Raw genomic sequence first — 22,933 nt, forward strand, 5'->3', positions numbered from 1 at the left:
TTGTTGAAGCCTGTTCATCTAACTCGTCCCACGATAATCCCGTAGAGCATCCAACCTTAGTCGGCCGTACGATGCGAGAGCGGCCACGCCTATCGGGCGACGGCTGTCCCACGTGTGACGGCGCCGTCAGAAGACGCCGGCCCGGCGATGCCGGGGCGAGGATCGGTGGGGCTGGTGCAGACGGCGATAAGCCATTTGACGAACGGTCAGGTGCCTGGGCAATCCGAAGCCTACTAGAATGTCGCTTTCTTCGAAAGATCATTCCGTGACAAGCAGTATTGAAGACCTCCAGATGTTACGCCTGATCATGGCTTTCAGAAAATCAAGAACGGCGACGCGCGCCGTTTGGTTTTGCGCTACGTTGAGGAAGTGGCGTTTAAGCAAGCCGCCGTTCGCCTTCGACAAACGTCTCGCTCCAATGTTGTAGTTCCCGTTGGAGCGCCTCATCGGACATCGGCAGCCTCAAAAACTCTGACGGTTTTAGTCGTAACGCTTGAATATGCCTTGTTCCAAATCCGCGTTGTCGGCGAGCTTTCGCAATCGAACTGTCGCAAATCCTTCGCCCTGATCGTTATCCCGCCCTCTTCAGCGCTGCCCAGAAAATCCTAAGCGGCATCGTCGGTGCAGCGACCGCACAAGTCGTTCTCATGTTCTTGCCGCGTCCCCCATAGCAGCTCGCCAAATCAGGACCCATCTTAGAACTTGGCTTGCAAAGGAAATCCACGAAGCTCGCCAGATCAAGGGCACCGAGAAGCGCGACCCGGGCATCGTTCGGCGGGCCATGGACCTGGCTATTAAGCCCGACAAGGAGCCGAGAGGGCCGATGTTAGATGGTGGCCGGATCACCGCCGTTTAAAGCGCTGCTTCCAAGATGCTCCCAAGTTCGCCAGCTGATGCGGCTCCGCTATTTGAGTATCGCCGTAGATACCGTATTCGCCATCAGAACGCGCTGACAGCGCCTGTATATCGACCGCCTGAGGCCGTCGATTTTCGAGATCACTTCGCTTGTAAGATCTCGTCCGTTTGATCCCAAAACGCCTGGGCGATCGCAAGCCAGCTCGATACAGCGGCACAAGCGGCGAGCGCCAAGTGGGAAAGAGGTTAAAGAGAAGCGGTGACGTTCGCGTCTGCGACCAGCCTGATGTTCTTCCTGCGCACGTGCCGAGCTCTGTTTCGGGCTTCGGCCTCTGCTACCGCAACAAGTTTCCGCAGCCGCTTTACCTCCAGCAAAATATCGATCAGTCTTTGCTTTTCCTCGGAAATGCGTCGCAAACGCTCGTTGGAAAGATCCATTGGCGCCTCACAAAAAATAGAAGTCGATTAAAATCGTAAGCAGCTCCTCAATTCTATACGAATTTCTCGAAACTGAAAACAAAATTCGGCGACCGTAAGCTGCTCTGCAATCCGCACTGCGTTGTCTTACTAGCACACCCGATGCCCGTTCTGTTGCTGGACGGGTCCGTAGATCGGAATTCGTCAGACAGCAATGAGGCAAGGTTAATGTTACGGCGAATGCAACGTGAGGAGAAAGGTTGCGTCGGCTCAGCTACTCCGACGCCGAGCGGCTTTCAATTGATAAATCGAACAGCAAGCATAAGTCGGTCGCGCTGGGTCGGCGGAGTAGCGCGGTGGTAACATGACGTATCCTGAACGAAGCCGGTGCCTGCTTTGCCTTCGATGATGACTTCGTTTTCTAATCCAAACTGCTTGCGCACACTTGCTTCGCTTGCCGACGCCGAGCCAAGAAGCATACGAAGCGGCTTGCGATTGTGTGAGCGCTTCATCATTACATGCGCTCCGGAATTGCGGTCGCTATCGGTTATATAGAAGTTGGCGTATACGAAGTTGTATCCCTCCACGTCATAATGATAGTCAAGCACGTTCTGATGCTTCAGCCGTCGGCGCTCCTCCTGGGTAAAGTCCGCCGCAAAGCTCCAGTTGATGATGGTCATCACCTTGCGAGGCTCGTGCCCAAGGTAAGTCCGCACGATGGCTTGCAATACGGGATCATCGACAATGGCTTGCACGGCAGGACAGCGGGTTGGCTTGTGAATACCGGCGACTGGCACGGATCTACCGTCGGGTGCTTTACCTCGGGTCACTTCCGAATATCGGAACGTGGGGCCATTCGGGTCGTAGCTGGCGTGAAGCGGCTCGGAGCGAGCAAAGGCGTCAATTTCGCTCACTATATACGCCGGGAGATTTAACCCCACAAACACTGCTTCTTCGGAAATGGTCTTAACGATTTCGGAGACGTTCCGATCGGGAAAGAGCGTCGGAATTCCATTCTGTTCCGCCAAAATGCCGCGCCGGAATAGCCGTCTTGCAGCACCGTAGGCTAAACGGACAGTCCGGAATCGACCAAGCACGTAATGTATGTCACCTTCGGAAAATCTTCCGGCTATCCCCTGGAGATTCATTGCAGCCTCCAGCTTGTCGACCATGACACGGTGTGCCCGCGATCTTTTCTATCGGATGATTAGCTCAACTATGAACATCCATACTTTCGCTTGTCGTTAACATAAATCAATCGATGCAGGATGACCGCCTTCTGCATAAAGTAACGAGCGGTCATTGCCGCAGTTTGTTACCTCAGACTTAATCCTGTCGTCTCACCTCAATTATCTGCGAGGGGACATCTCCGAAACGTCAGGAAGGCTCACTAAAGCAGCTCGCCATACTATCCAGCGGCCATAAGGCGTTCAACGATATCCTGGAGCGCTGGGCCAGCTTCACGTTCGCCCGATAGTTTGTCGATGACGCGCCCACGGCTGCGCTCATTCAGCAAATCTCGGCGCCGTTGCGCAGTTCGACAGGGCCATGCCGGTTGCCAAGCTGCGTGGCGCGGGCGAGCGCAAGCGGCGTAAAACATGCTGCTAGATCGAGAGTCGAATTTCGCTGGTTCACCCCGACACAATTCAAACGTTTGGGTTTTGCGTTCGGAAAGCATGACTCCACCAAGCGTCCGCACGCAGTTGGCAAAGTGAAACAGCCGGTGATTACTACGAAATGCGAACAGAATAGCAATACTGGCTAGTCAGGCTGCGGGACATTCCGTCAAACATGATTGCTGATGCACGCAGGTGTGATACGCATTGTGTGAAGTACTTCACGAGCGGCAGGTATCACCGAGCATACCGTGCGCACCTCCACTAGAGGGAAGCGCAATGAAGTGGAAACTGACAACCTATCGAATGCTCAAACTGGCCGCCGTTGTTTTGATGGCGGCTGGTACTACGATCGCTATCGGTACTCCTCGTGGAGTCTATGAACCAATGTTAGGAACCGATTGGCAATGCAGCCGGGCCATGCTGCTCGTGACCACCTGTGCTCACTCAGGCAGTAGTTCGCAATAAACGACGGGCGGCTTGCAGACGGACGCCGAGCAAAAGCTTATAGCTATTTAGAAGCGGGACTGGGTGTTTGCAAACCACGGAAGTCCAGTGATTGGATCAATACTTCGGGCTTCCTTTTGCGCATATGCCGAAGTCCACTTCGAGGTCCTTTGGACAGCCCTCCTTACCGGTTCTTGGTCCTAAAGAATGGGCTCGCAGGGACGTTGATCTGAAAAATGAACCGCCCCGAGTTTGCCGGAGGCTCCAACTCCTGAGAGGATGGAGCCATGACGAGCAAGACGACAAACAAGTTTTCACCCGAGGTCCGGACCCGAGCGGTTCGGATGGTTCTGGATCATGCGAGCGAGCACCCGTCACGCTGGGCGGCAGTGATGTCGATCGCGGCCAAGATCGGCTGCACACCGCAGATGCTGCATGACTGGGTCAAGAAGGCCGAGGTCGATAGCGGGCAGCGGGCCGGCGTTCCGACCGACACGGCCGAGAGGCTGAAGGCGCTCGAACGAGAGAACCGCGAGCTTCGGCAGGCCAATGAGATTTTGCGCAAAGCAAGCGCCTATTTTGCGATGGCGGAGCTCGACCGTCGGTCCAAGCCATGATCGCCTTTATCGAGGATCATCGTGGGGCGCATGGGGTCGAGCCGATCTGCAAGGTCTTGCCGGTCGCCCCTCGACCTACCACGCCCATGTGGCGAAGCGGCGCGATCCCGCCAAGCTGAAGGCGCGCGCGATGCAGGATGTCAGGTTGAAGATCGAGGTTCGGCCGCGTGTTCGATGGAAATTTCTCCGTCTACGGTGTGCGCAAGGTCCGGCGGCAGCTCAAGCGCGAAGGCTTCGATGTTGCCCGTTGCACGGTGTCGCGACTGATGCGAAGAGCCCGGCCGGGTTGCGAGCGTCTGATTTCGCGCGGCGCCAAGCACGCCATGCAGATACAATTGACTAAACGACATCCTGGGTGCGCGCCTACTATTAACGCCGCTCTAGCCAATAAGTGCTCGCGGATCCGGCGAGCTACCTGACGATGGGATTTCGCTCGAGGAAGTTCCATTTCCGCCACGGCCTTGCCGTCGGGATAGTGCGCCTCGTGCTCCGCCCAGTTATCAAAATGCAGACGGTCGACGTTGTGGACGAAGGTCTCGGCCGAAGTATCCTCCGCGAAGATCAACGAATGATCGTCAAGTTCAACATGGTAGTAAGTAAAGTGACTGCATGCGAGCTGGCAGCGCGTTGCTCAAATTTGGCCACTGAGCCGCTATCCCAAACTGCTCCGGCTTCATGCAATCCTTACAATCTAAACTACAGCCGACCGGCGAATTTATGGCGCCTATACAAACATGTTATTAACTGGTCGATCTAAGTTCGGGAGGCGCGATCTCGGCGGATTCCGCCGAAGTCGCTTCGCGGAAACTACCAGCACAATTAAAGCAAGCGTCCCCGTGGCGTATGCGGGCCGAAAAATTCTGGTCGGATCGCTCATCTTTGATGTTAACATTCTAAACGTCGGACTGGACGTCCCGACTCCACAGGACGAAAGTATCCGAAACTGGCACTTAAACTGAGTGCTTCGCTTGCTTGACGCCTTTCATCGCTTTGATGACAGACGCGGGCGTAACTATAGCTCTAGCGGGGGAGGGCCAAGGAAGCGGCTGTAAAGGCCTAAACCAATATACGTGAGATCTATGCCGACACATTACAAGTCGCAATTACTCGAGACTGCCGTGCCGTGGCTCCAGGTCCGGGACCGTATGTACCTTGGGCTACAGCCTGCTGCACGATCGATCCTGACGATACTCGAATATTATGCCGAACGAGAGCTCGAACCGCTTGCCAATGGCGTCCCGCTTTTAACGGATGAGCAAGCCGAACTCGAACCGATCGTCGCGGCCTTAACGGTTGCGGGGGTGCTAAGCCAAGCGATGAGATCAGGTACGCTTGTCGCCACGTTGGCGCAGGTCGCTAGGACGCCCGACCTGTTTTACACGCATGAACTGGCGGCTGCCGTGCAATGGGAGCTGGCCCAGGACACTCAGCGCGCCCTTGAGGCGCCCGGAACGTTCAGCATGGATGTCTGGGCTACGGAAAACACCCGCGTTGCGTATACTTTCGGTCGGCCGACTGAGGAAATCCTAGCGAGCGCGGCTGCGCGGGCGCGCGACCGCAATCAGGAGGCCCGCACTCCCGGTCACCCCGAGCACCCGGCGCACCGTGAGCTGGCTGAGCGCCTTGGTCCGATCTTCCGGGCCGGCAAGGAGCAGATCTTCAGGCGCCGGGAAAAGGTGGTGCGCCGCGAACACGGCGAAGAGTTTCAAACTTACCAGGAAGGCGGGCCATTTTCAGATTTTCTCGAGCTTGTCCTGCCGCCGCTTCAGGATTTTCTACGTGAGAATCGCCTGCCGCCGGTAACCATTGCAGCCATCGTGCGCACCGCAATGTCGCACTCACGAGACAGCCGCAGCCGTCCGCCGGCCACCCCCGATTATTCCCACAAGGCCAGGCCCCTATCTTTTCGCACCTATCCTAAAGAGAACGGCCATCACGTGATGAGCCCTCACAGGAAGGGAACCTAAATTGTTAGACGATGAACATAGCCGCATGCCGGACGCGCTCACGGAGCCCGGTTCGCCCCGTGATCAGGGGCTGACCGACTTCCACGCAGACAGCCCGCCAGCTAACGCGGAGGGGCATCCATCACCAGTTGCCGGTGAGCCGCCCGCCGCCGAAGAAGCTGCTGCGGAAGCCGCTTCCAAGCTTGTTGCCGGCGAGGCCGTCGCGGTGGAAGACAAGGCGGACGAACAAGAGGTGGGAAATCAGGAGGAAGAGGAAGAGGAAGAGGAAGAGGAAGAGGAAGAGGACGACGACGTCTTCGATTACGAATCCTGCCAAGAGAACGAAGAGACGCGGAGTTACATGCCGCTTTCCATAGAGCAGATGCTTGAGGATCCGCCGCTTCCCCCCGGCGTTGACCAGTGCGACTTTCGCGAGATATTCAATTCGTATGCTGAGGACTATCGCCCGCCGCACCGCCCGAAGCGTGATATCGAGTTTCAGTGGGTTTGGCAGGCGGCGATGGCCCACGTGAACTTGATCTTGTTTGATAAGATGTTGGCGGCGATCGTGGCCAACGAGCGACGCGCAGCGGTGGAGGTCTTGTACAAGAAGGCCGCTGCCGTTGTGACGTCCTCGAAAGAGGAAGCCAAAAAGCTGGATTGGTCGGCGAAGGAAGCCGCGATGGAGTATTTTCTCGATCCCGATTACAAAAAGAAGTTCCAGAAAACGCTCGAGGATGCAGGCTTTACCGCGAACGCGGTAACCTCCGAAGCATTCCTGCGAGCATTGCCGCCCCTGAAGGAAATCGAACGCTTGAAGAAATCGGCCAAGAAAGAGCGTGATGAAGCCCTCAAGCAGTTGGACCTCGCCTACGACATGCGCAGTCCCGATCAGCAGATGCCACTGAGCGCGGCTGCGGACCGACGTTTCTATCTCGAGGTCAAGCGCGACAAGCAGCTTGCACGAGAGGAAGAACTCGAACGCGCGCAAAAGGCTGCTGAAGATGGTAACCCGCAAGCAGATCGCGGCGAATAGGAAAAACGCGGCCCGAAGTACCGGGCCGCGTTCACAACAGGGCAAAGCGCGGTCACGGATGAATGCGCTCCGCCATGGCCTTGCAGTCAAACTGCCGGGTTCCGACGAGACTTGGGATCAACTCGAATCGTGCTCCTTCGAAGACATTCGAGCTCGGATCGGTCTCGTTGAGAGCGAACGCGCGAAGTTGTCAATCTCCATCAGCAAGGCGATCGCTTCCAGCTCATCTGCCGCCGTCGTCCTGCAGCTCAAGAAGCTCGCAGCACTAGATCGGTATCTATGGCGAGCTCAAATCAAGCTGAAAGCCCTGTCAATGTGACTGTCGTGCTTCCGAAGCTTTTTTATTTAGTATCAGTGCCTTGCGGGTCATTTGCGTGGAAATTGGGTTCGTTCTGCCAACTTTTCCTGGGCGGTTACTTTTTGGAGCGCAAATGAACGTTTGCACCCAGGATTGGGGCTCGGTGCAGTGGGAAACCCTCTGTCTCATTGGCGCATTCACGTCTTCGGCTGGCTGAATTTCAATAGGCAGGAAAACAGCATGATGAGATTGACGATATTCAAAACCTGTGCGGGCGATGACCAGGCCAACACCATGAGACAAAGGGGTCGTTCTGTCTTCGCAGAACAGTCCGGCCCAATTAGCTCGCGGGCTTAAACTCCGGCTGCTGTTCTTTCTCGGCCATCGCCTCGATCTGCTCGACGAAATCCTGTCGCTTCTTCTGATCTTTGGCAAAGTCCCTGACCAGCCTCAACAACTGCAATTCCTCTACGGCCATACGATTGCAACCGAGATGGAAGAGACCAGCGTCAAAGGCTCGCATTACATGGATGTGCGCAACCACAAGGGTGAGACGACGAAGGCCGCGCTGGAAGTCAAGTTCAAGCGTATCGCTCTCTTGCCTCGCATCGGGAAGCAGAAACGATCCAGCCTCGACCTGACAGTAATCGACACGCGAGGGAGAACGCTGGGACAACCTGTTCGGCATATGGATCTCAACCGAACGGTTGACACTTGCCGAATTCCGATCGTCGCAGGTAATCGCCCGGATATGCAATCCCTCATCTCAAAACTAAGATTTGCTACCATCCCGAGTTACGGCAAAACGCTGATGAGACTTGCCCATGTCGACCACCATTTCGATCTTCGCAATATGGATCGGCTTCAACGTAGCCGTTGCGGTTGCGTTGACTTTACGGAGCCCCGGACAAAATAGGCCCGCGTTGCAAGCGCGCGTGTTTCATGTGGTTGCGCGAGCAGAACTGACAGCGCCTCAATTTCCAGCGCATCGACCTGCGTACGATGGGCTGCAGACGAGGAAGATGGCCGCTCGCTGACGAATGGCTGAAGCTCGCGCGCAATTCTAGCGGTGGTGCATCCGATTAACCGCCACAATGAGGTCGGGGCGCTCTAGAATTTCCACCAGTTGGTCGAGAATGGCGCGCTCGTTGTTGCGCGGCTGCGGCTTCAAATACTCTTCCAAAATGATTTGCGCATCGCTGACGGCTTGAAGGGCCAGATCTTCATCATGCATGGAGTTAAACTCCGCTGTAATCCACAGATAATACAGCGTCGACTAAATTGGTTCCATTTAAATTAAATCCGGAGTTTATTCCTGCGGTTGGACGGACTGGACGCATAGGAATGGCTCAGCTAGTGCCAAAATTGAACCGCAACGTGAGAGGCGGACGTTGGTTTGTGGCCGTCAAGACAGGTTGCGGACCCGACTCTCATATCGGGATTTTGAGACTGAAGAGGGAGCCAAGGAATGGATATTGACCAAGTCCAAGTGTTGGCGGGCAAACCGGCAGCCTAGACGAGCGCGTACGGCACGTTCGACGCAGCAATTCGTCCAGCGGCAGTTTTTCGAGCAAAGGTTTTACACACGGCATACGCGCGGTAGACGACAGACCGTTCCGGGTGGATGGCGCGAAACCGTCGCGCCACAGACCGGTCATTCAACGTTTTCGCAGGAGCGGCGTTCCTAGAGCGGGTCCAGCACAATGGTATCGACCCTCAGGCAAGGTAGGCAGCGATAGGCGTACACAGCGGGCAGACCTGCAATCTCTGGAAGTCTCGCTAGGTACGCCATGGGCCGCCTGCACACATTGCAAATAAGGATCGGTGGATTGTCCCGCGTCATCCAAATAACCAAAAGCGGGCAGCGTAGGGTTATGGAATGCCTGGCGCATCTCCGGTCTATTACGGGAGACTGTCGAAATTCGGCGGGTCTCAACCGTTCGGTTGATGCGTCAGAGATTCAGACGCGGCGTCGGTCGCAGGAGCAGCCTCTCAGCCGTTCCTGCGACCTTCACTTTCGAGCTCCGGCGCTCTGATCCGCAATTGGATTGGCAGCCGGGAGCATGGGGCTGGAAAGCGAGCGTTGCCATGTTTTCCCGAAAGCAACAATGCTTAGAAACCCGAGTTCGGTAGTTATCCGGAGTCCATTTTCGGAACGGGGTGTTCTACTGTGAGAACACCGGCGCGATTTAAGCACGACCCAATTTTAAGTTGTCGGGAATGCCGCAGTGGGGCTGGAACCACGCTGCGGCTTTTCGCTGAGCGAACCCAAATTCTTTGTTGAGCCGTATCTGGCCGGAGCAATGTTTTCCGGGGGACGATTGTGAGCATCCAAGGCATCGTGGCGACTATATTGGAGCAAGAGCTGGCCGCGCGGGGCGTGCGGTCATTGCGGCATTCCGATTGCATGGAGATAGTGGAAAACCTACTCGTCCGCTTGAAGGAGCTGGACCAGGAATTAGCCGCGCGGAATAGCGAGCGAAGCTAGACGCTCACCACACCCTGGCCGGCGTAAGTGACCTCGGGACTGGGCGCCTATCTCTTCCGGAAGCAGCGGGCCAATCCGCCAATAGGCCGAAGCTGAACCGAAAGCCCGCTGGCGGTCGCGGTCGGTCGGCTTCCGAAGCATTGCAGCGTGGGCAAGGGTCGCCGGCTGCGCCGCAGCCGCAGGCGTGTGGACCGTCCCAAGAGCGGCCGGGGTGGGCTTCGCATACCCAGCCAGTATCTTCGCAGGCGGCGCAATGGAATGCAGCCGCGCGTCAACCAGACCTCGGGACAGCATCGCGCAGCCGGTCGTCATCAAGTATGCGGATCAGCCAGTCGATCGTGCGTAGCCGCGTCACGCTCGCGCGTCAGGTAGTCCGCCAGCAGTATGATGGCGAGGTCGTCGCTCGGCTCGATCCGCTCGGCGGGTTAGAGGCCAGCGGCTTCAGCCTCAATTGCGAGCCGGCAATCTCGGTGTGACCACCGGCGAGGAGCCGCTCAACGACGCCGTCGCTGATTACCTTGACACCGAAGCGCCAGCCTCCACGCGGCCGCCGCTGAAACGGGCCATGTTGGAGCAAGCGCAGGAAATAGCGCTCATTGTAGTTCTTCTGGTCGGTCATCACTTAGCCCCCCACGTGCCGGCGAGCAGGACCGTGATTTAGCGCTTGCGATAAGTCAACCGGTTACCGACGACATCTGCGGTTCCAGCCGGCAAGACGATCTCTAGGCACCGCGAAGCCGGGATCATGGGCGTCCCTAGCTGTGCCTTCTAACCCGCGCGGGCCAGTGCCGGCACCAGAGCGATGATCAGGAAAACGCAACGCCGATGCGTCCTTCCGACCGCCACACCGCTCGGCAGGAAAGCTGGGACTGCGCGCTCGGAATGATCAGTGTGAACTCGTGCGGAATGCCAGATGCGCTGGGCACGTCCAGGTTGGCGCCCAGATCGGAGAAGTTTCGGACGACGCAACTGAAGGAGCCTCCGGGAAACTCGATGAGTGCCGACTTGAATACACGTCGACGGCGAGCGGTTCGCTTTTCCATGGGGACGGGTTTTAAGCCGGCTCTTCTTACAGATCGATAAAGCTGTCGCGGAAAGTCGAGGCACAATTTGCGGGCCAAATAGAGAAATCGTTTACTTAGGGCTGGTCGGGCAAAGCGAGTCGAGCCTGCACTACCATTGAGCGAGACTTTACTCGGCAAGGCTACCGTTCTCCCGATGATCAAGGGCTTGACCATAGCTGCTCTTGTACTGGCAGCGGCCAGCCGCGTATGGTCCGGCCACGGGTCCGCACTGACCGCGCCCCGATGGCTGCAACGGCAGTTGGCGCACCAGACCACGACGCCCCAAACGCCCTTCTCCTGCATCTTGCCGAAGGTGATCTTGAGCGGGCGGCCGTCAGGGTGGGTGGGCGGATGGCTGAGCCGATGGGGTCGCTTGGCAGCGGTCCCATCATTGCCGCCGCAAACTTCCTAGACGAACCGGAGGCATGTCCGACCAAGCCGCCCCGGACTGAATTTGGACAATGGTAACTTTAAATTAGGGCACGGAGCGTAGCGTGCGGGTGTTCGGTCGTCGCACACCCGAACGCTTCCTTTGGTACGCTTGGACCCCAGATCCGATCTCAACCCGGATCTGGGGTCTTTGTCTTTCTAGCGGCCAGAATAAAAATGCCGCCCGCGATGAGAATTAAGATTCAAGCGGGCGGTTTTTGCAGAAACACTCAATCCCGGGGCTGGCGGGGACTGAGCCTTTGAAAGCCGTGCACGATTTCAGCGCCCAGACCGGCATGGCTTACGATTGCTATCGTGCCCAATTTTATTTGAATCGTCATGTAGTCTATCCAGACTAATCGATACCGGGGTTTTGCATCATCCCCCTCGGGGCTGGAAGTCGCCGCCCGCGACTCATTCAAGCGGGCGGCGTTTTCCAGCGCGCTCCAGTATCGGCGCAAAGCCTTCAGACGCGTGATAACCATACGCCCGTTCAGGCCGACGTCGGTCATCTGCGACGGCTCCCAAGACCTCACCCGCCTGAGCCCATGAACAGGCCGCGATTGATCGCCACAACGCCCGCCCGTCGGGCGAACAATGCGGGCAAAGTACGGACCTGGTGGGCTTCTCCCGTTAAGGTGTCTTTCCGCGATTTCCGTTTCTTCCAATTATCTATTGAAAGCAGCCCTCGTAAGCCTCAGGGCGGCATTGCAGGGAAGCCGTGCACCAAGTCAGCGCACTTAACCTTGAGAAGTGAGGTTAATCCGAACATTGACTTGAGACCGCTGCGCGCTTGCGCGTTCATGGCAAGGCCGGACAGGGCTGGTCTTATCCTCAAATCGAATCCTCAAGACCACAATTTCAATTGTCCGGCACGGGCCGCCAGCGATACGCCCTAGGTCTGGCGGCCCACCCTTCTTTGCAAGGATGGTGACGCGGATGCCGTTCGAAAAACTTTCAGACCACTACATCACGCACATGTACGAGAGCATCCGCGATCAGGTCCGAGCCGATGCCAAGTCTGGCCTTCGCTTGACGAGCCGGCGAGAGCGCGCGCCGAGGAACTGCGCCGCAACATTGATCGCCGGGCTTCCGCATGCGCTATGATCGTTCACATCACCACCAACCGCCATACCATCGAGCAGCGCGGTAGATTGGCTCAGGGAGCGAAGCCCGGGATCTCTGCGCGGTGCGGAGGTGCTTCAGGGCATCCGGTAAGATTCGACGCCCCGGTTCTGATCGACACCTTCGCGCGAGCCCGCATGCACCCATGCTCTAGCCAGGATCTTTAGAGCTGCCTAGTTGTCGACGCGCGTTTTGACTGCTGCGCGGTGCAGCAAACGGCGGCTGGCGCGCGACCCCTGGTGTTTAGATTTCTCCAGGGGCTCACTTTGCGACCGTTGCGCTTTCCATGCTGATGTGGTCTGGCTCGTGCTTAACTTTTCCAAGTGACCAAATGCCAAATCATTCGACTACCGCAGCACTTGTTTTCCTAGTTTCCTTCGGGCCATGCTTTGCTCAGGAACAATCCTTAACCTCTCCATCCAGCGCCGGACCGAATGCTTTTGTCAGCTTCCTGGCGTTGATGTCGGGGAAGTGCAAGACGCTGAAGGTCGCCGGGCGCAGCTTCGCTTGCAAGACGCTGGTCTATGCCCACGGCGACAAGGGGCGGGTCAATTTCGCGGTCGCCGTCGACGATCCCGACGATGAGAACCACGTGGTATCGTTCTCCGGCGCGAACGGCAAGCGAGCCGACGACAATTCCTACGAGCTGTCGATCGATCTCATGCTGCTCAATTCTAAGGATCGGCCCAAGGTTGACGGACTGCCGGTGCCGGCCGAGCAGCCATCAACCGGTACCTGCCGCCAGACTGGCAATTTCGCTGCGAAGAAGGTGACTGATGTCACCTGCGCAGCGACCGACAATGAAGGCCGCCGATACGAGCTGCTGTTCGTCTCCGACGGGACGCCGGTGAGCGTGCGCCGCATCAGGCAGTCGGCGCCTTCGATCCACGATCCGTTTAAGTGGTAGCAGGGAGTGCCGACGCAGAAATCAGAAAGTTTCCTCGGCTTGCAAGTTCCTCTTCTTTGATCCCGAGCCGCATGCGCTCAGCGTTGATGACAACTTTTCGCAGCCACTGCACGCGGTCCCTCGTGGCGCACATGGAGCGCGCCAAAAAGAGCGCCAACGCGCTCAAGTAGACTCCCCGTGCTCTGTGCCACTCTCCCCCACGACTCAGGCGCGCCCTACCTAAGCGCAATTCTGCGCTTAGTGCATCGCCTCAGTACGGCTACGAATTATTTCGGAGAGGAGCAACTTGGCCACCGCTTCCGGGGGCGACCCGCCGACGTGGGTTGCCTTGCTTCCAAGGACGGATTGCACGTACACGGCGCAGTTCTGGAGGAAATATGTCCCGTGATGCGCAACACCATCAATTGTGATCGTAATAGTCCGAACCACGGCAGGCCTTCCCATGTGAAGCCTCGCTCAAAAGCAGTCCTTGAAAATCACACGCATCAAATGCATGATTCGGGGTGGTCTAGAAACCAAAACCAGTGCTGCCCGTGTCCCATGCTGAATTTCAACCGCTATCCTAACGGCAGATTCGAGTGTGCCATGTGCTGTCCGGCCTTTGGCCGGGGGGCCGTCGTGATCAAAGTTTCTCCCTTAAAGGCGCCGCGCCTGTCTGACTGGCAGGTTTCTAGCCCCGGCTGCCGGTCATGGCCCCACCACCATGGAAAACGTCAGCGAACTGCCAGCGGACTCTACCGGCGCGATTTTGTCCGCCCTCGGCATCCAACAGCAGGAGCGCGCAAGGGCTCTCAGCGACCTCGCCAGGCTTAGAAAAGAGGCTGCAGCGGAGATCACCGGCTGATCGCCTTCCTCGACCAGTCCGACCCTTACGTCATGACTGAGCTGGAGGAGGACATTTCGGCCGACCTGGAGGACGACACCTTGGGCGGAGACGACGACCCGGCAGAGAATGACATCGAAGACGGGCCATCACTCGGCAGCTGTGATCCGGCGGCGGCGATCAAACCCGGTGGGCCTCCGGTGGCCGGCGCGATCTGGAGCAGGACTATACCGAGAGCGGGATTGTAACCATGACGGGCCGCTGGAGCGGATCGGCGCGCAGCACTGGCAGCAAGGGGTGACGGCATGACCCAGGGCACCCCTACATCTCCTAAGGGAGCGAAGAACCGAAGAACCTCACCAGCTTGCTTGCTATTGTCCTCGCCGGGCCCGATGCGGACACCGCCATCGATGGGATGCACTAGGGAGTGCTTGAAATCAGCGCACGCCTGGATCTGATTAACGAGAAATTGGAATGCGCCTGATTCAGCTTCTGCCCATGCGGGCACAGCTACGGCTCGCCCGCCGTTGCTTCTGAACTAGGTCAGCGGCTGCATCGGCCTGAGCCTAGTCCAAACAAATGCGCCGCCGGGCACACAATACCTTCGGCCCGGCGACGTTTGTTTCAGTCCAGCCCCGAGATTGGGATTAGCAAAAAACCCCGGATACTCATGGGTGTAGGGAGGGAGTGTGAAGGTTCAGGTCCTCGATAAAAAAATACAAAGCTCCGCCGGTACACGCGGGCGGGCTTACCTTAGCGCCCAATGGCGGTTGCCCGGAAATACGGCATCATCTTCTCGAAGATCTCACCGCAAAATCGGTCGATTTCCCAACTGAGAGCGTCGCTAAAACCCGGGGCATGGTTGTGAATCGTTTTGCGGTCCGCAGCGACCTTTCTCGAAAGACCGTCCACGATAATCCACCCGGTTAGAACCTCACCGTTCCACTCTATTGTCTGTGAGCGATCGATGGACATTAAGCCCTCCTGTGCCTAGTCGGAGAATTGAGCATCGCGTTTAACCAAAAGCTGTGGCGAGATCGCTACACAGGCCCGTCTAAAGATCGATATCCCACCGGGCTAAAGCGTAGCCGAGCGCTACGTCTAAAGCGATAATGCCGCCCACCTGAACCGCACTCATGCCAGCCTCCTCCTTGATTGGACGGAAGGTTGGAAGGTTCAATAGCCGCCGGTTCACGTGGGTGGGCCTTCTCGTTATGAGAGGCAGGCTACAATAGCCAGAACCACGTCAGCGCCCAGCTCCCCCGAATACGCCGCGAAGATAAACCCGCCACCAACAACAAGCGCAATTGCTTTGAGCGTGATCATTTTGAACTCCCCTCGTTAATGAGCGGAGGTTCGACCTTCCCTGTTTCAGGGAGATTTCGCCGATTGGCGATAATGGCTTCGTCGTGGGTCAGAAAGGCCGGCTGCCGCAAGGCCGCAGCGGGAGGTTAAATCGCTGCGGCCCGCGCTGCAAAAAAGCCGGGTTTAAAATTCACAATTATAAAAGGAGCCAGCCCCGGCAGCGGAATTGTGCGCTCACTTTACCTTAGAGCTTCGGGTGGACTTGGGTGTCTGCGATGAGCGACACCTCCTTTGTGGCCAATGTTGAATCCTAAGTGGCACAGAGCGGCCCCAGTCCGGGGCTGGCTGGGACTGGGGCCTTGGGCGCACTTCTCCCAAAGGCTGAGGGTTATCCTTCCTCATGCCTTTGCCACCCTAGTCAGACCTGTTGACCATTGCCACTTTTTCCTAGGCAGAGAGTAGGCATGGCTGGCCTGCAAGGCAACCCGCAAACAGGCTTTGGAGTCTAACGAAGAGTTCGAGGTTGCGAATTGCGGAGGCTCGCCGCTGCTGAATCCGATCTGGCCTGAGCCCCCGGTTGTCCCATCCGGCGCACACAAACCTCGGCTCGATATCGGACAAGCGAACTTCGTCCCGCCAGTGATCGGCGCTGATGTATTCGTGCACGCGGCATGGTGACCACGGTTGTTGCATCTCCTTCAAAAGGGCGAAACATACGCGGACGGCGTCGAACGTCTGCGCCGGCAAGACGGCGGACTGGCGGCTGACGAAAAGCGCGCCGGCGTCCATCAAACCGGCGGCAGCTCAATCGACGCCAACGTTGCCCGCGCTGCATATTTGGCCTGGGGGCTCCAGCCCGCCGATCCGTGCGCACCGAGCCGAAAGTCGATACCGAGAGTTGAAAAGCGGTCACCTCATGATCAAGATCGCGGACGATGAGGGGCGGTTAATCGACGTGCAGACAGGTTGGGCTGTTCTCGAAGAATTTTGCAGGACTTGTCCTAGCTGAGCTGAGCGCGCTGCCGCAAGATTGGCGGAGCACAATCTCGCGGGCGTCGCTGCGTCGAGAAGGAATTGTTCAATCGGCGGGAGAGGCTGAGGAGCGCACTCGCGAGAAAAGCTACGGTTTTGCAAGAGAGATCGAAGATGCATAATGACTGCGATGGTGGGCCCCATGAAGAATTCATTGCCCACCTTGACGGCCGGATCGTCAGCACTGTCGATGCAGCCAAGGCTGCTATTGCACGCCTTCCGCCAGCCAAGCAGGCCTAAGCGGCCTGTGATATCGCGGCGGCGCTCATGGAGGGTCTCGACCAGCTGCGAGAAGCAATTGATCAAGCCAAGGCGCGGCTGCTCGGCAGTTGACGGCTCGGTGCTTTGGATGCCGATGATGTCGATATAAGCGTCTTCAGGGCCTCACTGAACCCTTTGGAGTTTCTGCCCCTAGAACGCGGCTTTCGGGGTGCAGCTGAAGTCCTCCCGACTTTATCCGACCCCAGGTATTACGCCTGTATCGAACAATACTGGTCAGGTTTTCTGACGCAATGTTGGCTGGTGGTTTGTGCAGCCCACGCTGTCTGCGCCCCCTTTCTCTTGAGCGATGCTGAGCTACTGTGCATCGAAAGAATTTAGTACCGCGTTCTCGACCTTTAACCGTGCTCGTGGTTGTATGTCGTGATTGCAACCAAAGGAGCGTTAGATGAACCGTTTACTTTCAATCATAGCTATTGCTGCGCTCGCTATTGCCTTTTCACCAGCAGCAAAGGCGCAAACAGTTAGCGGTGCTACAAAATCGCCAGCAGCAGCGAACCCACCTGTCAAGAGCACGGCCGGGAAGAAAAGGATGATGACATCGTGCACTCCCCGTCAAAAAATGTCCGGAGCCCCTTGCTCCTAGCAGCACGTCCGGCCGCCGAAGTTGCCCGCCTCTTTCTTCTCAATATCGGTTGGCAGCCTTAGCCGAACCATGCTGAACCGCAGTCATTGTGGGCTACTAGCCAGGCGCCGTAGCGTCGGACAGATTACCCATGAGCGAGAGCGAACCTCCCAAGCCGAAGCCCAGACCGTCGCGCGCTGAGGAAACTTGGCGACTGGTCCAAGAGGAAATCGATCAGCAGCGCGCAACCCTTGCCGAGCAACGCCGCAAACTGAGTTGAGACCCGCAGGTACACGCTGCGGCTTGTTTTTAGAGCAATGTCAGTTTGGGGCGGGGCGTCGTCTAAACGTAATGTATCCCTGTCTAAACTAGTTTGACGAGAAGGGGAGATCAGGCTCCGAATTCGATCCTGGTTCCGTCGAGTCGAGGGATTGCCGTGGGTATTTACTTACTCTCACTTTCGGTGTGCGTTGTTGCGGTTCTTATCTTCGTGGCATTCCGATAGGACCGACTGTTGACGCATCCGTTGCTGAGAATCATCACCCTTGGGCCGAATTAGGAGATTCGGCCGGTTATCTTTGACTGTGCAGAGTGTGGGCGTTCAACTCCATAGCCTGGAGACGAACGTGATCACTTGGCTACTAATCCTCCTCATCGCCATAAGCGTGCTGATCGTAGTAGCGCACGCGGTTGACGCGTTGCGCTCATGATGTTCGCCGGCGTGAAGGCGCCATGGCTGCGTTCACCATCATCCGATGGTGCGAGCTCAACGGCGTGAACCGATAGGGTGTTCAGGCGAGCCTATCCCTGATCCGGGCGAGCCTATTGGCAACCCGTTCGGGGCGGTGCCCGCACCTGCGTTACGCCTAGCTTGTGCGTTTGCAGGCAAGCCTCCTGGCGCGTTGGGGTCCGTGCTTTTCGTCGTGCTTGAGGCGCTGTTGCCTGCAGACGATTGGTTGACGCCGCTTCCGGTCGTGGTCTGGCCGGCTCCGCCAGTTGTAGGGGATTGGTTGCCAGCTCCGGTCTGACCGGTCGCGCTCGAAGACGATCCGCCGTTGGAAGCCCCGGAACTGGCCGAAGAGCCGCCACCGCCTGCGCCACCACCGGCGCCGCCGCCACCACCTCCGCCCCCACCGCCACCTTGAGCGAATGCGCCTGCGGAAAGTACTAACGAGGCTACTGCAACGATTATCGACGTCCGGACCATGCTCTTTCCTTCCATACTTGGACAGGCAATCGTCGCAAGGCACGGGAGTTCCTAATCAGTGTTCACGATGGCCAGAGAGACTGAAGGGCTCAAATCTCAAAGGGTTCTTTCTTCTGCTTTCGTCGACAGGTCTGGCTTACCGTGTCAATCGGCGTTCGACTGGGGACCCCCTGGCGGCATCCATGCCGAAACACAGCTTGGGGTCAGGTGCGGCCCTTCGGGCACGGGGCCGCATTAGCGCTGGACTTCTATGATGGTGCGCGGTCCCGCCGCCGGCTCACAGCATCGACTGCGGGCTAGCCGTCTTGGCAGGGAATACCGAAGTTGTCACAAGCCAGAGCGAATGACTCCTTTGCTTTTGTATGCTCGAAGCAGAAGCGAGTGCCGACCTCCGCCTGATCGATCCACCAATCGACGTTATTGCCTTTCGCGATGCGGGAGGCTTCGCCGCGTAATAGGTCCAGTTGTCTTCCTGCAGCACGAACGATCAGGCAATTTTTTTGTTTGGACACAATCTTCTCCAATGGCACAGGACGCCGAAGTCATTGGTACAAGTACGGCGGCCAGATTGATCGCGCTAAGCGCCGTGAACACGAAGGCCGCAGCACGGGACTGCTGCTGCGGCCAGCGCGGTCGAAAGGTCCGGGTGAAAAGGACTAAGTGAAATATCAGCCAGCCCCGGTGCGATGATCGTATCGCAGCATATCTGGCTCGCAATATGATCTATTTCACAATCGGCACAGGCTTAACAGTCAAGGTATGGGGTGACCCGCCGGGGCTGGCTGAAGCGGGCGGATCCTCAAATCGGGTCCCACCGGTTCACGCTGGTCGGTCGCTATGCTAGCACGCCGGAGCCGTGCGGAACGTCGCGGCGTCGGTCGCAGGAGCAGCCCTTTAGCCGTTCCTGCGACCTTCACTTTCGAGGCTCCGGCGCTCTGATCCGCATTTGAATCGGCAGCCGGGAGGATTGGGGGCTGGAAGCCAAGCCGTGCCATGTTCGCTCTAATGTGACAAGGTGCCACCGGTAGTTGTACGGAGTCCATTTTCGGGACGGGGTGTTCTACTGTCGGAACACCGGCGAGATTTGAGTACCAAGCTATTTGCAGTTGCGCGGGATGGCCGCAGTGGGGCTGGAACAGGCTGCGGCCTTTCCCCCGAGTGAACCCAATTCTTTGTTGAGCCGTATCTGGCGGCGCAAATGCTTTCCTGCGGGGGATTAGTGAGCATCCAAAGCATAGTGGCTACAATATTGGAGCGCGAGCTCGAGGCGCGTGGCGTGCATTCGTTGAGGCATTCTGACTGCATGGAGATCGTCGAAAATCTACTCGTTCGCTTGAAGCAGCTGGACCAGGAATTGGCCGCACGAAACATCGAGCAAAGCTAACTACTCCCTCCATCGAAAGAGACACGGCCCCGGCTTCAGGGGGGCTCCTTGAGGGTGGCCGGGGCCGCTCCGCCAGCTCTGGGCGGCGAGCCGGCGGTGTTTAACTTTCAATCAAAGTTCCATGTTCCTTTTCGGCAATAATAGCGGCATAATTTAATATATTTCAATATGCCGCTCTTTTCCGATGAGGTCTTTGCCGTGACCCAACCAGTTGAAGATCTGCAGATGCTGCGCCTGATCAAAGCCTTTCAGAACATCACCGACAGGGACACTCGACGCCTCATCCTGCTGTTCGTCGAGGAGCAGCTCGACAAGCAGCTGGCACAGTCGCGTCGAAAGCTCGGCCGGACCGAGCACTGAGGCCCGATTGCAGGTTTTCCGACTTTGCCGTTAGCGCGTTCCCGTTGGGGAACGCGTGATGAAAGACATGCTCGAACATCTTGCGACACTGCGCGAGCAGATCGCGAAGTGCGAGCAGTTGAGAGACGCCGCAAAGTCCGTCATCAAGCGAGAAGCTGTCGAGAGGGTCGTCGCTCACTACGCGAACCTGGCAGCCGAACTGGAGCGCGCAATTTCGCAAGCCGAGAACGAGTAAGACCGCTTTAATGGCGGGCGTCTTCTCAACCGCAGGAACTGCCGCTATTGCGAGGTCCAAGCGGTATGCGATCAGTGCAGCGCCGCTCGGATGTTCTATGATGAAGGCTTTACATTTGCGGTGCTGAGGCCATGAACCCTAGAAAGTCCATTTACCACCCACTGCATGTTCGGCTGTCGAATGAGCGTGGACCGATCGTTCGGCTAACGTTCGCCGAAATCGAGGACGTCCTAGGACGCAAGCTCCCGGCGTCGGCTCGAAAGTTCACCTCGTGGTGGAGCAACGAGAACGTCCGCGCGGGTCACAGTCAAGCACGCGCTTGGCTCGATGCTGGGTTCGCCGTCAAGGTCTCGCTAAAAAATCTGACGGTCGAATTCGAACGTGGAGCGAAGCCGAGCTGATCGCAGCGCCTCACCTCACCAGCTAATTAGGGTCGCGCGCTTCGTCCTGATTTGCGTCACTCTTTCCAGTGCAGCTTGGCGCAGCTGGGCATTGGTACACCCCGACTTCGCGACCGGACTGGGTGTCGAGAACGAAGGTTCTCAGGATTGTTAGACGTCGCAGTTCTCGCAGTGTGGATGCTGCTCCGCTCTGGCCACTCGTTTAGGCATTGATTCGGTCCCCCGGCATTCGGGTGGATACGACGCGCGCCGCAAGGGTGCCTCCACGCAAGTTAAGCGCGGGGCTTTTGATAGCGGAGCAGATTGTGCAGCGCGCATGACGCCAATACGAGCGCACATCGTCGGGCCGCCGCCTGCCATGAGGATTACCCCACCATCGCGGCTCGCTATTCAGGCGCGGCGTGTTCTCTTCTTGGCAGGCTGCTGATGCAAGCTCAGGAAGCCGTCTGGCAGCGCGATCGACTCGTCAAACGGACCACGTCATTCCTTCGCCAGCAAATCCTCGCTCGGCCTAAGCAGCCGCACGTAGGTACCGCTCTCGTGCAGCTCCAGCCAGCCCTTCTCGACAGCGCACCTGATGCCGGCGCCGAACTCTGCCCCGCTTGCCTTAAGCGTGTATAGGAATGGGTAGTTGATCTTCTCGATATGGATTCTGCCGTCCTGTACCGCCTCGATTCTCGAAGCCAGCTGAACGAGCTGACGCGCGGCGGCTTCCGGATTGGCAAAACGGCGCTCGGTGACGTGCTTCATCGTTGGAATCAAAAACCTCAAGCGGCCCATGCTTGGCCTGACTTGCCCGCGACTGTCATGCCAGTTTGGGAGATATGCACAGATCCTGCGGCGCCGCATGCTGAGCAGACGAGACGCAAGCCGACTCGCGACCACGGCTGAGCTTGCAGTAGTGTGTCGAGCCGCACGTCGACCCTGCGATCGCAATGGCCGTTTAGGCATTGGATGCTGCAGGTCACATGTCGGCCAGCCATTCCGCACGGCTGCGGGGCGGATAATGGCCAGACCATTATATCGACGAGCGGGATGCCGCCAGCAAAGCTGGCATCTTAGGAATCTCGCAAATTGTCGATTCCTAGTTAGCTCGGAACGCGGGCGAGCTACAGCTTATCGTAGTGGGTTCAGGCAGGTGCTCCCCTGAGCCGGCAGAATAGAGCCGCCGGGCAGACAATACCTTGTCCCGGCGGCTTGATATCCGTCCAGCCCCGGGAAGGGATTAGCAAAATCCCGGATACTCGTCAGTATAGGCGCGCGGTGTGAAGGTTCAGTTCGCTTTTAAAATATACCCCAAAGCCCGCGGGCTCATGCCAGCATTGCCATGCTACAATCCAAGGGACGATTTATGGTCTTCTGCTCGCTTGATTGATGCCGAGGCAGGCCACTATTTTCTTATAGCGATTTGATCAACTGCAGGTAGGGAGTGCGCAGAATGATTAGGCCGATCTTATTTGCTTCCTTTGCTCTGGCTTTGGTCGCAGGCGCTGTACAGGCTCAGCAGGGCGCGCCTCGCAACCCGCAAAAATTGGAAAAATGCCAGCAGCTCGCCACCGAACGTGGGTTTTCAAGTGCGGGCGGAAGAGGAAAGGGACAAGGTCGCGCAAAGCGGGAGTTCGTGATCGCCTGCATGCACGGGAAGCAAAGCTAAGCAGTCGCTTCGAGCGGCTATCTTCGGACGACCCACCGCCGGTCACGCTGGCGGCCATACGGCGAAGGCCGCAGCGGGAGGTTAAATCGCTGCGGCCCCGCGTGGTCAATGCAGCCGGGTTAAAAGAACTAAGTGAAATATGAAGCCAGCCCCGGTGCAGAAAATTCTGCCCCAGCTTCGTCTCGTTTGCAAATACAAATTCGGCGGAACCGAAATCCACGCAGTGGGCATTTCGTTCCAGAAGTGGAACAATTCTGCTAATCTCCGCTCCGAGCGAACTGGAGCTTGGCGCGTGCGAAACCACAAACCTAAGCAGTGGACCAAGGGCGAGGTACAGATCCTGATCAAAATGGTCAACGTTGGCTCGACCGCGGGTGAAATCGCAACCGAGCTTGGAAGGTATATCGCGTCCGTCAAACGTGTGGCCCGAGACATGGGATTTT

The 22,933-nt window shown here is 57.6% G+C and carries 19 protein-coding genes, 1 pseudogene and 1 other annotated feature; of the genes and pseudogenes, 11 read left to right on the forward strand and 9 right to left on the reverse strand.

Features of this window, described 5'->3' with window-relative positions; all coding sequences use genetic code 11:
• Nucleotides 1-1,101: 1,101 nt before the first annotated feature.
• Both AC0L20_RS21215 and AC0L20_RS21220 read right to left on the reverse strand, forming a co-directional pair.
• Nucleotides 1,102-1,293: a hypothetical protein gene (locus tag AC0L20_RS21215; protein ID WP_456765805.1), complete on the reverse strand. Its 192-nt coding sequence runs from the start codon at nt 1,291-1,293 to the stop codon at nt 1,102-1,104.
• A gap of 275 nt (nt 1,294-1,568) precedes the next feature.
• Nucleotides 1,569-2,444, reverse strand: coding sequence for a phytanoyl-CoA dioxygenase family protein (locus AC0L20_RS21220; RefSeq protein WP_473291795.1), 876 nt, complete (start codon nt 2,442-2,444; stop codon nt 1,569-1,571).
• A gap of 1,178 nt (nt 2,445-3,622) precedes the next feature.
• On the opposite strand from AC0L20_RS21220, the pseudogene AC0L20_RS21225 reads away from it, so the two are divergent.
• The 4 genes and pseudogenes from AC0L20_RS21225 to AC0L20_RS21240 all read left to right on the forward strand — a co-directional run.
• Nucleotides 3,623-4,224, forward strand: a pseudogene (locus AC0L20_RS21225) (IS3 family transposase); the annotation flags it as partial.
• Nucleotides 3,907-4,023 (forward strand) — a sequence feature (AL1L pseudoknot). It overlaps the preceding pseudogene by 117 nt.
• An 807-nt stretch (nt 4,225-5,031) precedes the next feature.
• Nucleotides 5,032-5,919 (forward strand): hypothetical protein, encoded by an 888-nt coding sequence (locus AC0L20_RS21230; protein WP_473291797.1) that lies wholly within the window; start codon nt 5,032-5,034, stop codon nt 5,917-5,919.
• Between the two features lie 25 nt (nt 5,920-5,944).
• Nucleotides 5,945-6,934, forward strand: coding sequence for a hypothetical protein (locus tag AC0L20_RS21235; RefSeq protein WP_473291799.1), 990 nt, complete (start codon nt 5,945-5,947; stop codon nt 6,932-6,934).
• 58 nt (nt 6,935-6,992) lie between these two features.
• Nucleotides 6,993-7,253, forward strand: coding sequence for a hypothetical protein (locus tag AC0L20_RS21240; RefSeq protein WP_473291801.1), 261 nt, complete (start codon nt 6,993-6,995; stop codon nt 7,251-7,253).
• A 319-nt stretch (nt 7,254-7,572) separates the two neighbouring features.
• On the opposite strand, the gene AC0L20_RS21245 is transcribed toward AC0L20_RS21240, so the two are convergent.
• The 4 genes from AC0L20_RS21245 to AC0L20_RS21260 all read right to left on the reverse strand — a co-directional run bounded on the left by AC0L20_RS21245 (nt 7,573) and on the right by AC0L20_RS21260 (nt 11,725).
• Complete coding sequence (locus AC0L20_RS21245; RefSeq protein ID WP_473291804.1) at nt 7,573-7,920, reverse strand: hypothetical protein; 348 nt, start codon at nt 7,918-7,920, stop codon at nt 7,573-7,575.
• Between the two features lie 375 nt (nt 7,921-8,295).
• Nucleotides 8,296-8,466 (reverse strand): hypothetical protein, encoded by a 171-nt coding sequence (locus AC0L20_RS21250; protein ID WP_007606679.1) that lies wholly within the window; start codon nt 8,464-8,466, stop codon nt 8,296-8,298.
• Nucleotides 8,467-10,084: 1,618 nt separating this feature from the next.
• Nucleotides 10,085-10,339, reverse strand: coding sequence for a hypothetical protein (locus tag AC0L20_RS21255; protein WP_007606680.1), 255 nt, complete (start codon nt 10,337-10,339; stop codon nt 10,085-10,087).
• Nucleotides 10,340-11,443: 1,104 nt separating this feature from the next.
• A complete protein-coding gene (locus AC0L20_RS21260; protein ID WP_473291808.1) occupies nt 11,444-11,725 on the reverse strand; it encodes a hypothetical protein in 282 nt (93 codons plus the stop codon).
• Between the two features lie 944 nt (nt 11,726-12,669).
• On the opposite strand from AC0L20_RS21260, the gene AC0L20_RS21265 reads away from it, so the two are divergent.
• Both AC0L20_RS21265 and AC0L20_RS21270 read left to right on the forward strand, forming a co-directional pair.
• On the forward strand, nt 12,670-13,245 hold the full coding sequence (locus tag AC0L20_RS21265) for a hypothetical protein (protein WP_473291834.1): 576 nt from the start codon (nt 12,670-12,672) through the stop codon (nt 13,243-13,245).
• Nucleotides 13,246-14,121: 876 nt separating this feature from the next.
• The gene (locus AC0L20_RS21270; protein WP_473291811.1) at nt 14,122-14,316 is read left to right on the forward strand and encodes a hypothetical protein; all 195 of its coding nucleotides are present in this window, start codon (nt 14,122-14,124) and stop codon (nt 14,314-14,316) included.
• Nucleotides 14,317-14,821: 505 nt separating this feature from the next.
• Here AC0L20_RS21270 and AC0L20_RS21275 read toward each other — a convergent pair.
• Together AC0L20_RS21275 and AC0L20_RS21280 are read right to left on the reverse strand one after the other, a co-directional pair.
• Nucleotides 14,822-15,043 (reverse strand): hypothetical protein, encoded by a 222-nt coding sequence (locus tag AC0L20_RS21275; protein WP_473291814.1) that lies wholly within the window; start codon nt 15,041-15,043, stop codon nt 14,822-14,824.
• A gap of 3,709 nt (nt 15,044-18,752) precedes the next feature.
• Nucleotides 18,753-18,968, reverse strand: a complete 216-nt coding sequence (locus tag AC0L20_RS21280) for a hypothetical protein (protein ID WP_473291816.1) — start codon at nt 18,966-18,968, stop codon at nt 18,753-18,755.
• 1,070 nt (nt 18,969-20,038) lie between these two features.
• Between AC0L20_RS21280 and AC0L20_RS21285 the strand changes: the two genes are divergently transcribed.
• From AC0L20_RS21285 to AC0L20_RS21295, 3 genes are all read left to right on the forward strand, one after another.
• A complete protein-coding gene (locus AC0L20_RS21285; protein ID WP_473291818.1) occupies nt 20,039-20,200 on the forward strand; it encodes a hypothetical protein in 162 nt (53 codons plus the stop codon).
• Nucleotides 20,201-20,258: 58 nt separating this feature from the next.
• Nucleotides 20,259-20,435 carry a hypothetical protein gene (locus AC0L20_RS21290; RefSeq protein ID WP_473291820.1) on the forward strand — a complete coding sequence of 59 codons (177 nt, stop codon included), beginning with the start codon at nt 20,259-20,261 and terminating at the stop codon, nt 20,433-20,435.
• A gap of 131 nt (nt 20,436-20,566) precedes the next feature.
• Nucleotides 20,567-20,836 (forward strand): DUF7662 domain-containing protein, encoded by a 270-nt coding sequence (locus AC0L20_RS21295; RefSeq protein ID WP_445818667.1) that lies wholly within the window; start codon nt 20,567-20,569, stop codon nt 20,834-20,836.
• Nucleotides 20,837-21,316: 480 nt separating this feature from the next.
• On the opposite strand, the gene AC0L20_RS21300 is transcribed toward AC0L20_RS21295, so the two are convergent.
• Nucleotides 21,317-21,586: a hypothetical protein gene (locus AC0L20_RS21300; RefSeq protein WP_456765781.1), complete on the reverse strand. Its 270-nt coding sequence runs from the start codon at nt 21,584-21,586 to the stop codon at nt 21,317-21,319.
• A 688-nt stretch (nt 21,587-22,274) separates the two neighbouring features.
• Between AC0L20_RS21300 and AC0L20_RS21305 the strand changes: the two genes are divergently transcribed.
• Nucleotides 22,275-22,490, forward strand: a complete 216-nt coding sequence (locus AC0L20_RS21305) for a hypothetical protein (RefSeq protein ID WP_473291823.1) — start codon at nt 22,275-22,277, stop codon at nt 22,488-22,490.
• Nucleotides 22,491-22,644: 154 nt separating this feature from the next.
• Nucleotides 22,645-22,933, forward strand: a 289-nt coding sequence (locus AC0L20_RS21310; RefSeq protein ID WP_473291825.1) for a hypothetical protein, incomplete at its 3' end; no start/stop codon positions are given.

It is taken from the genome of Bradyrhizobium sp. Kon58, from assembly GCF_055807455.1.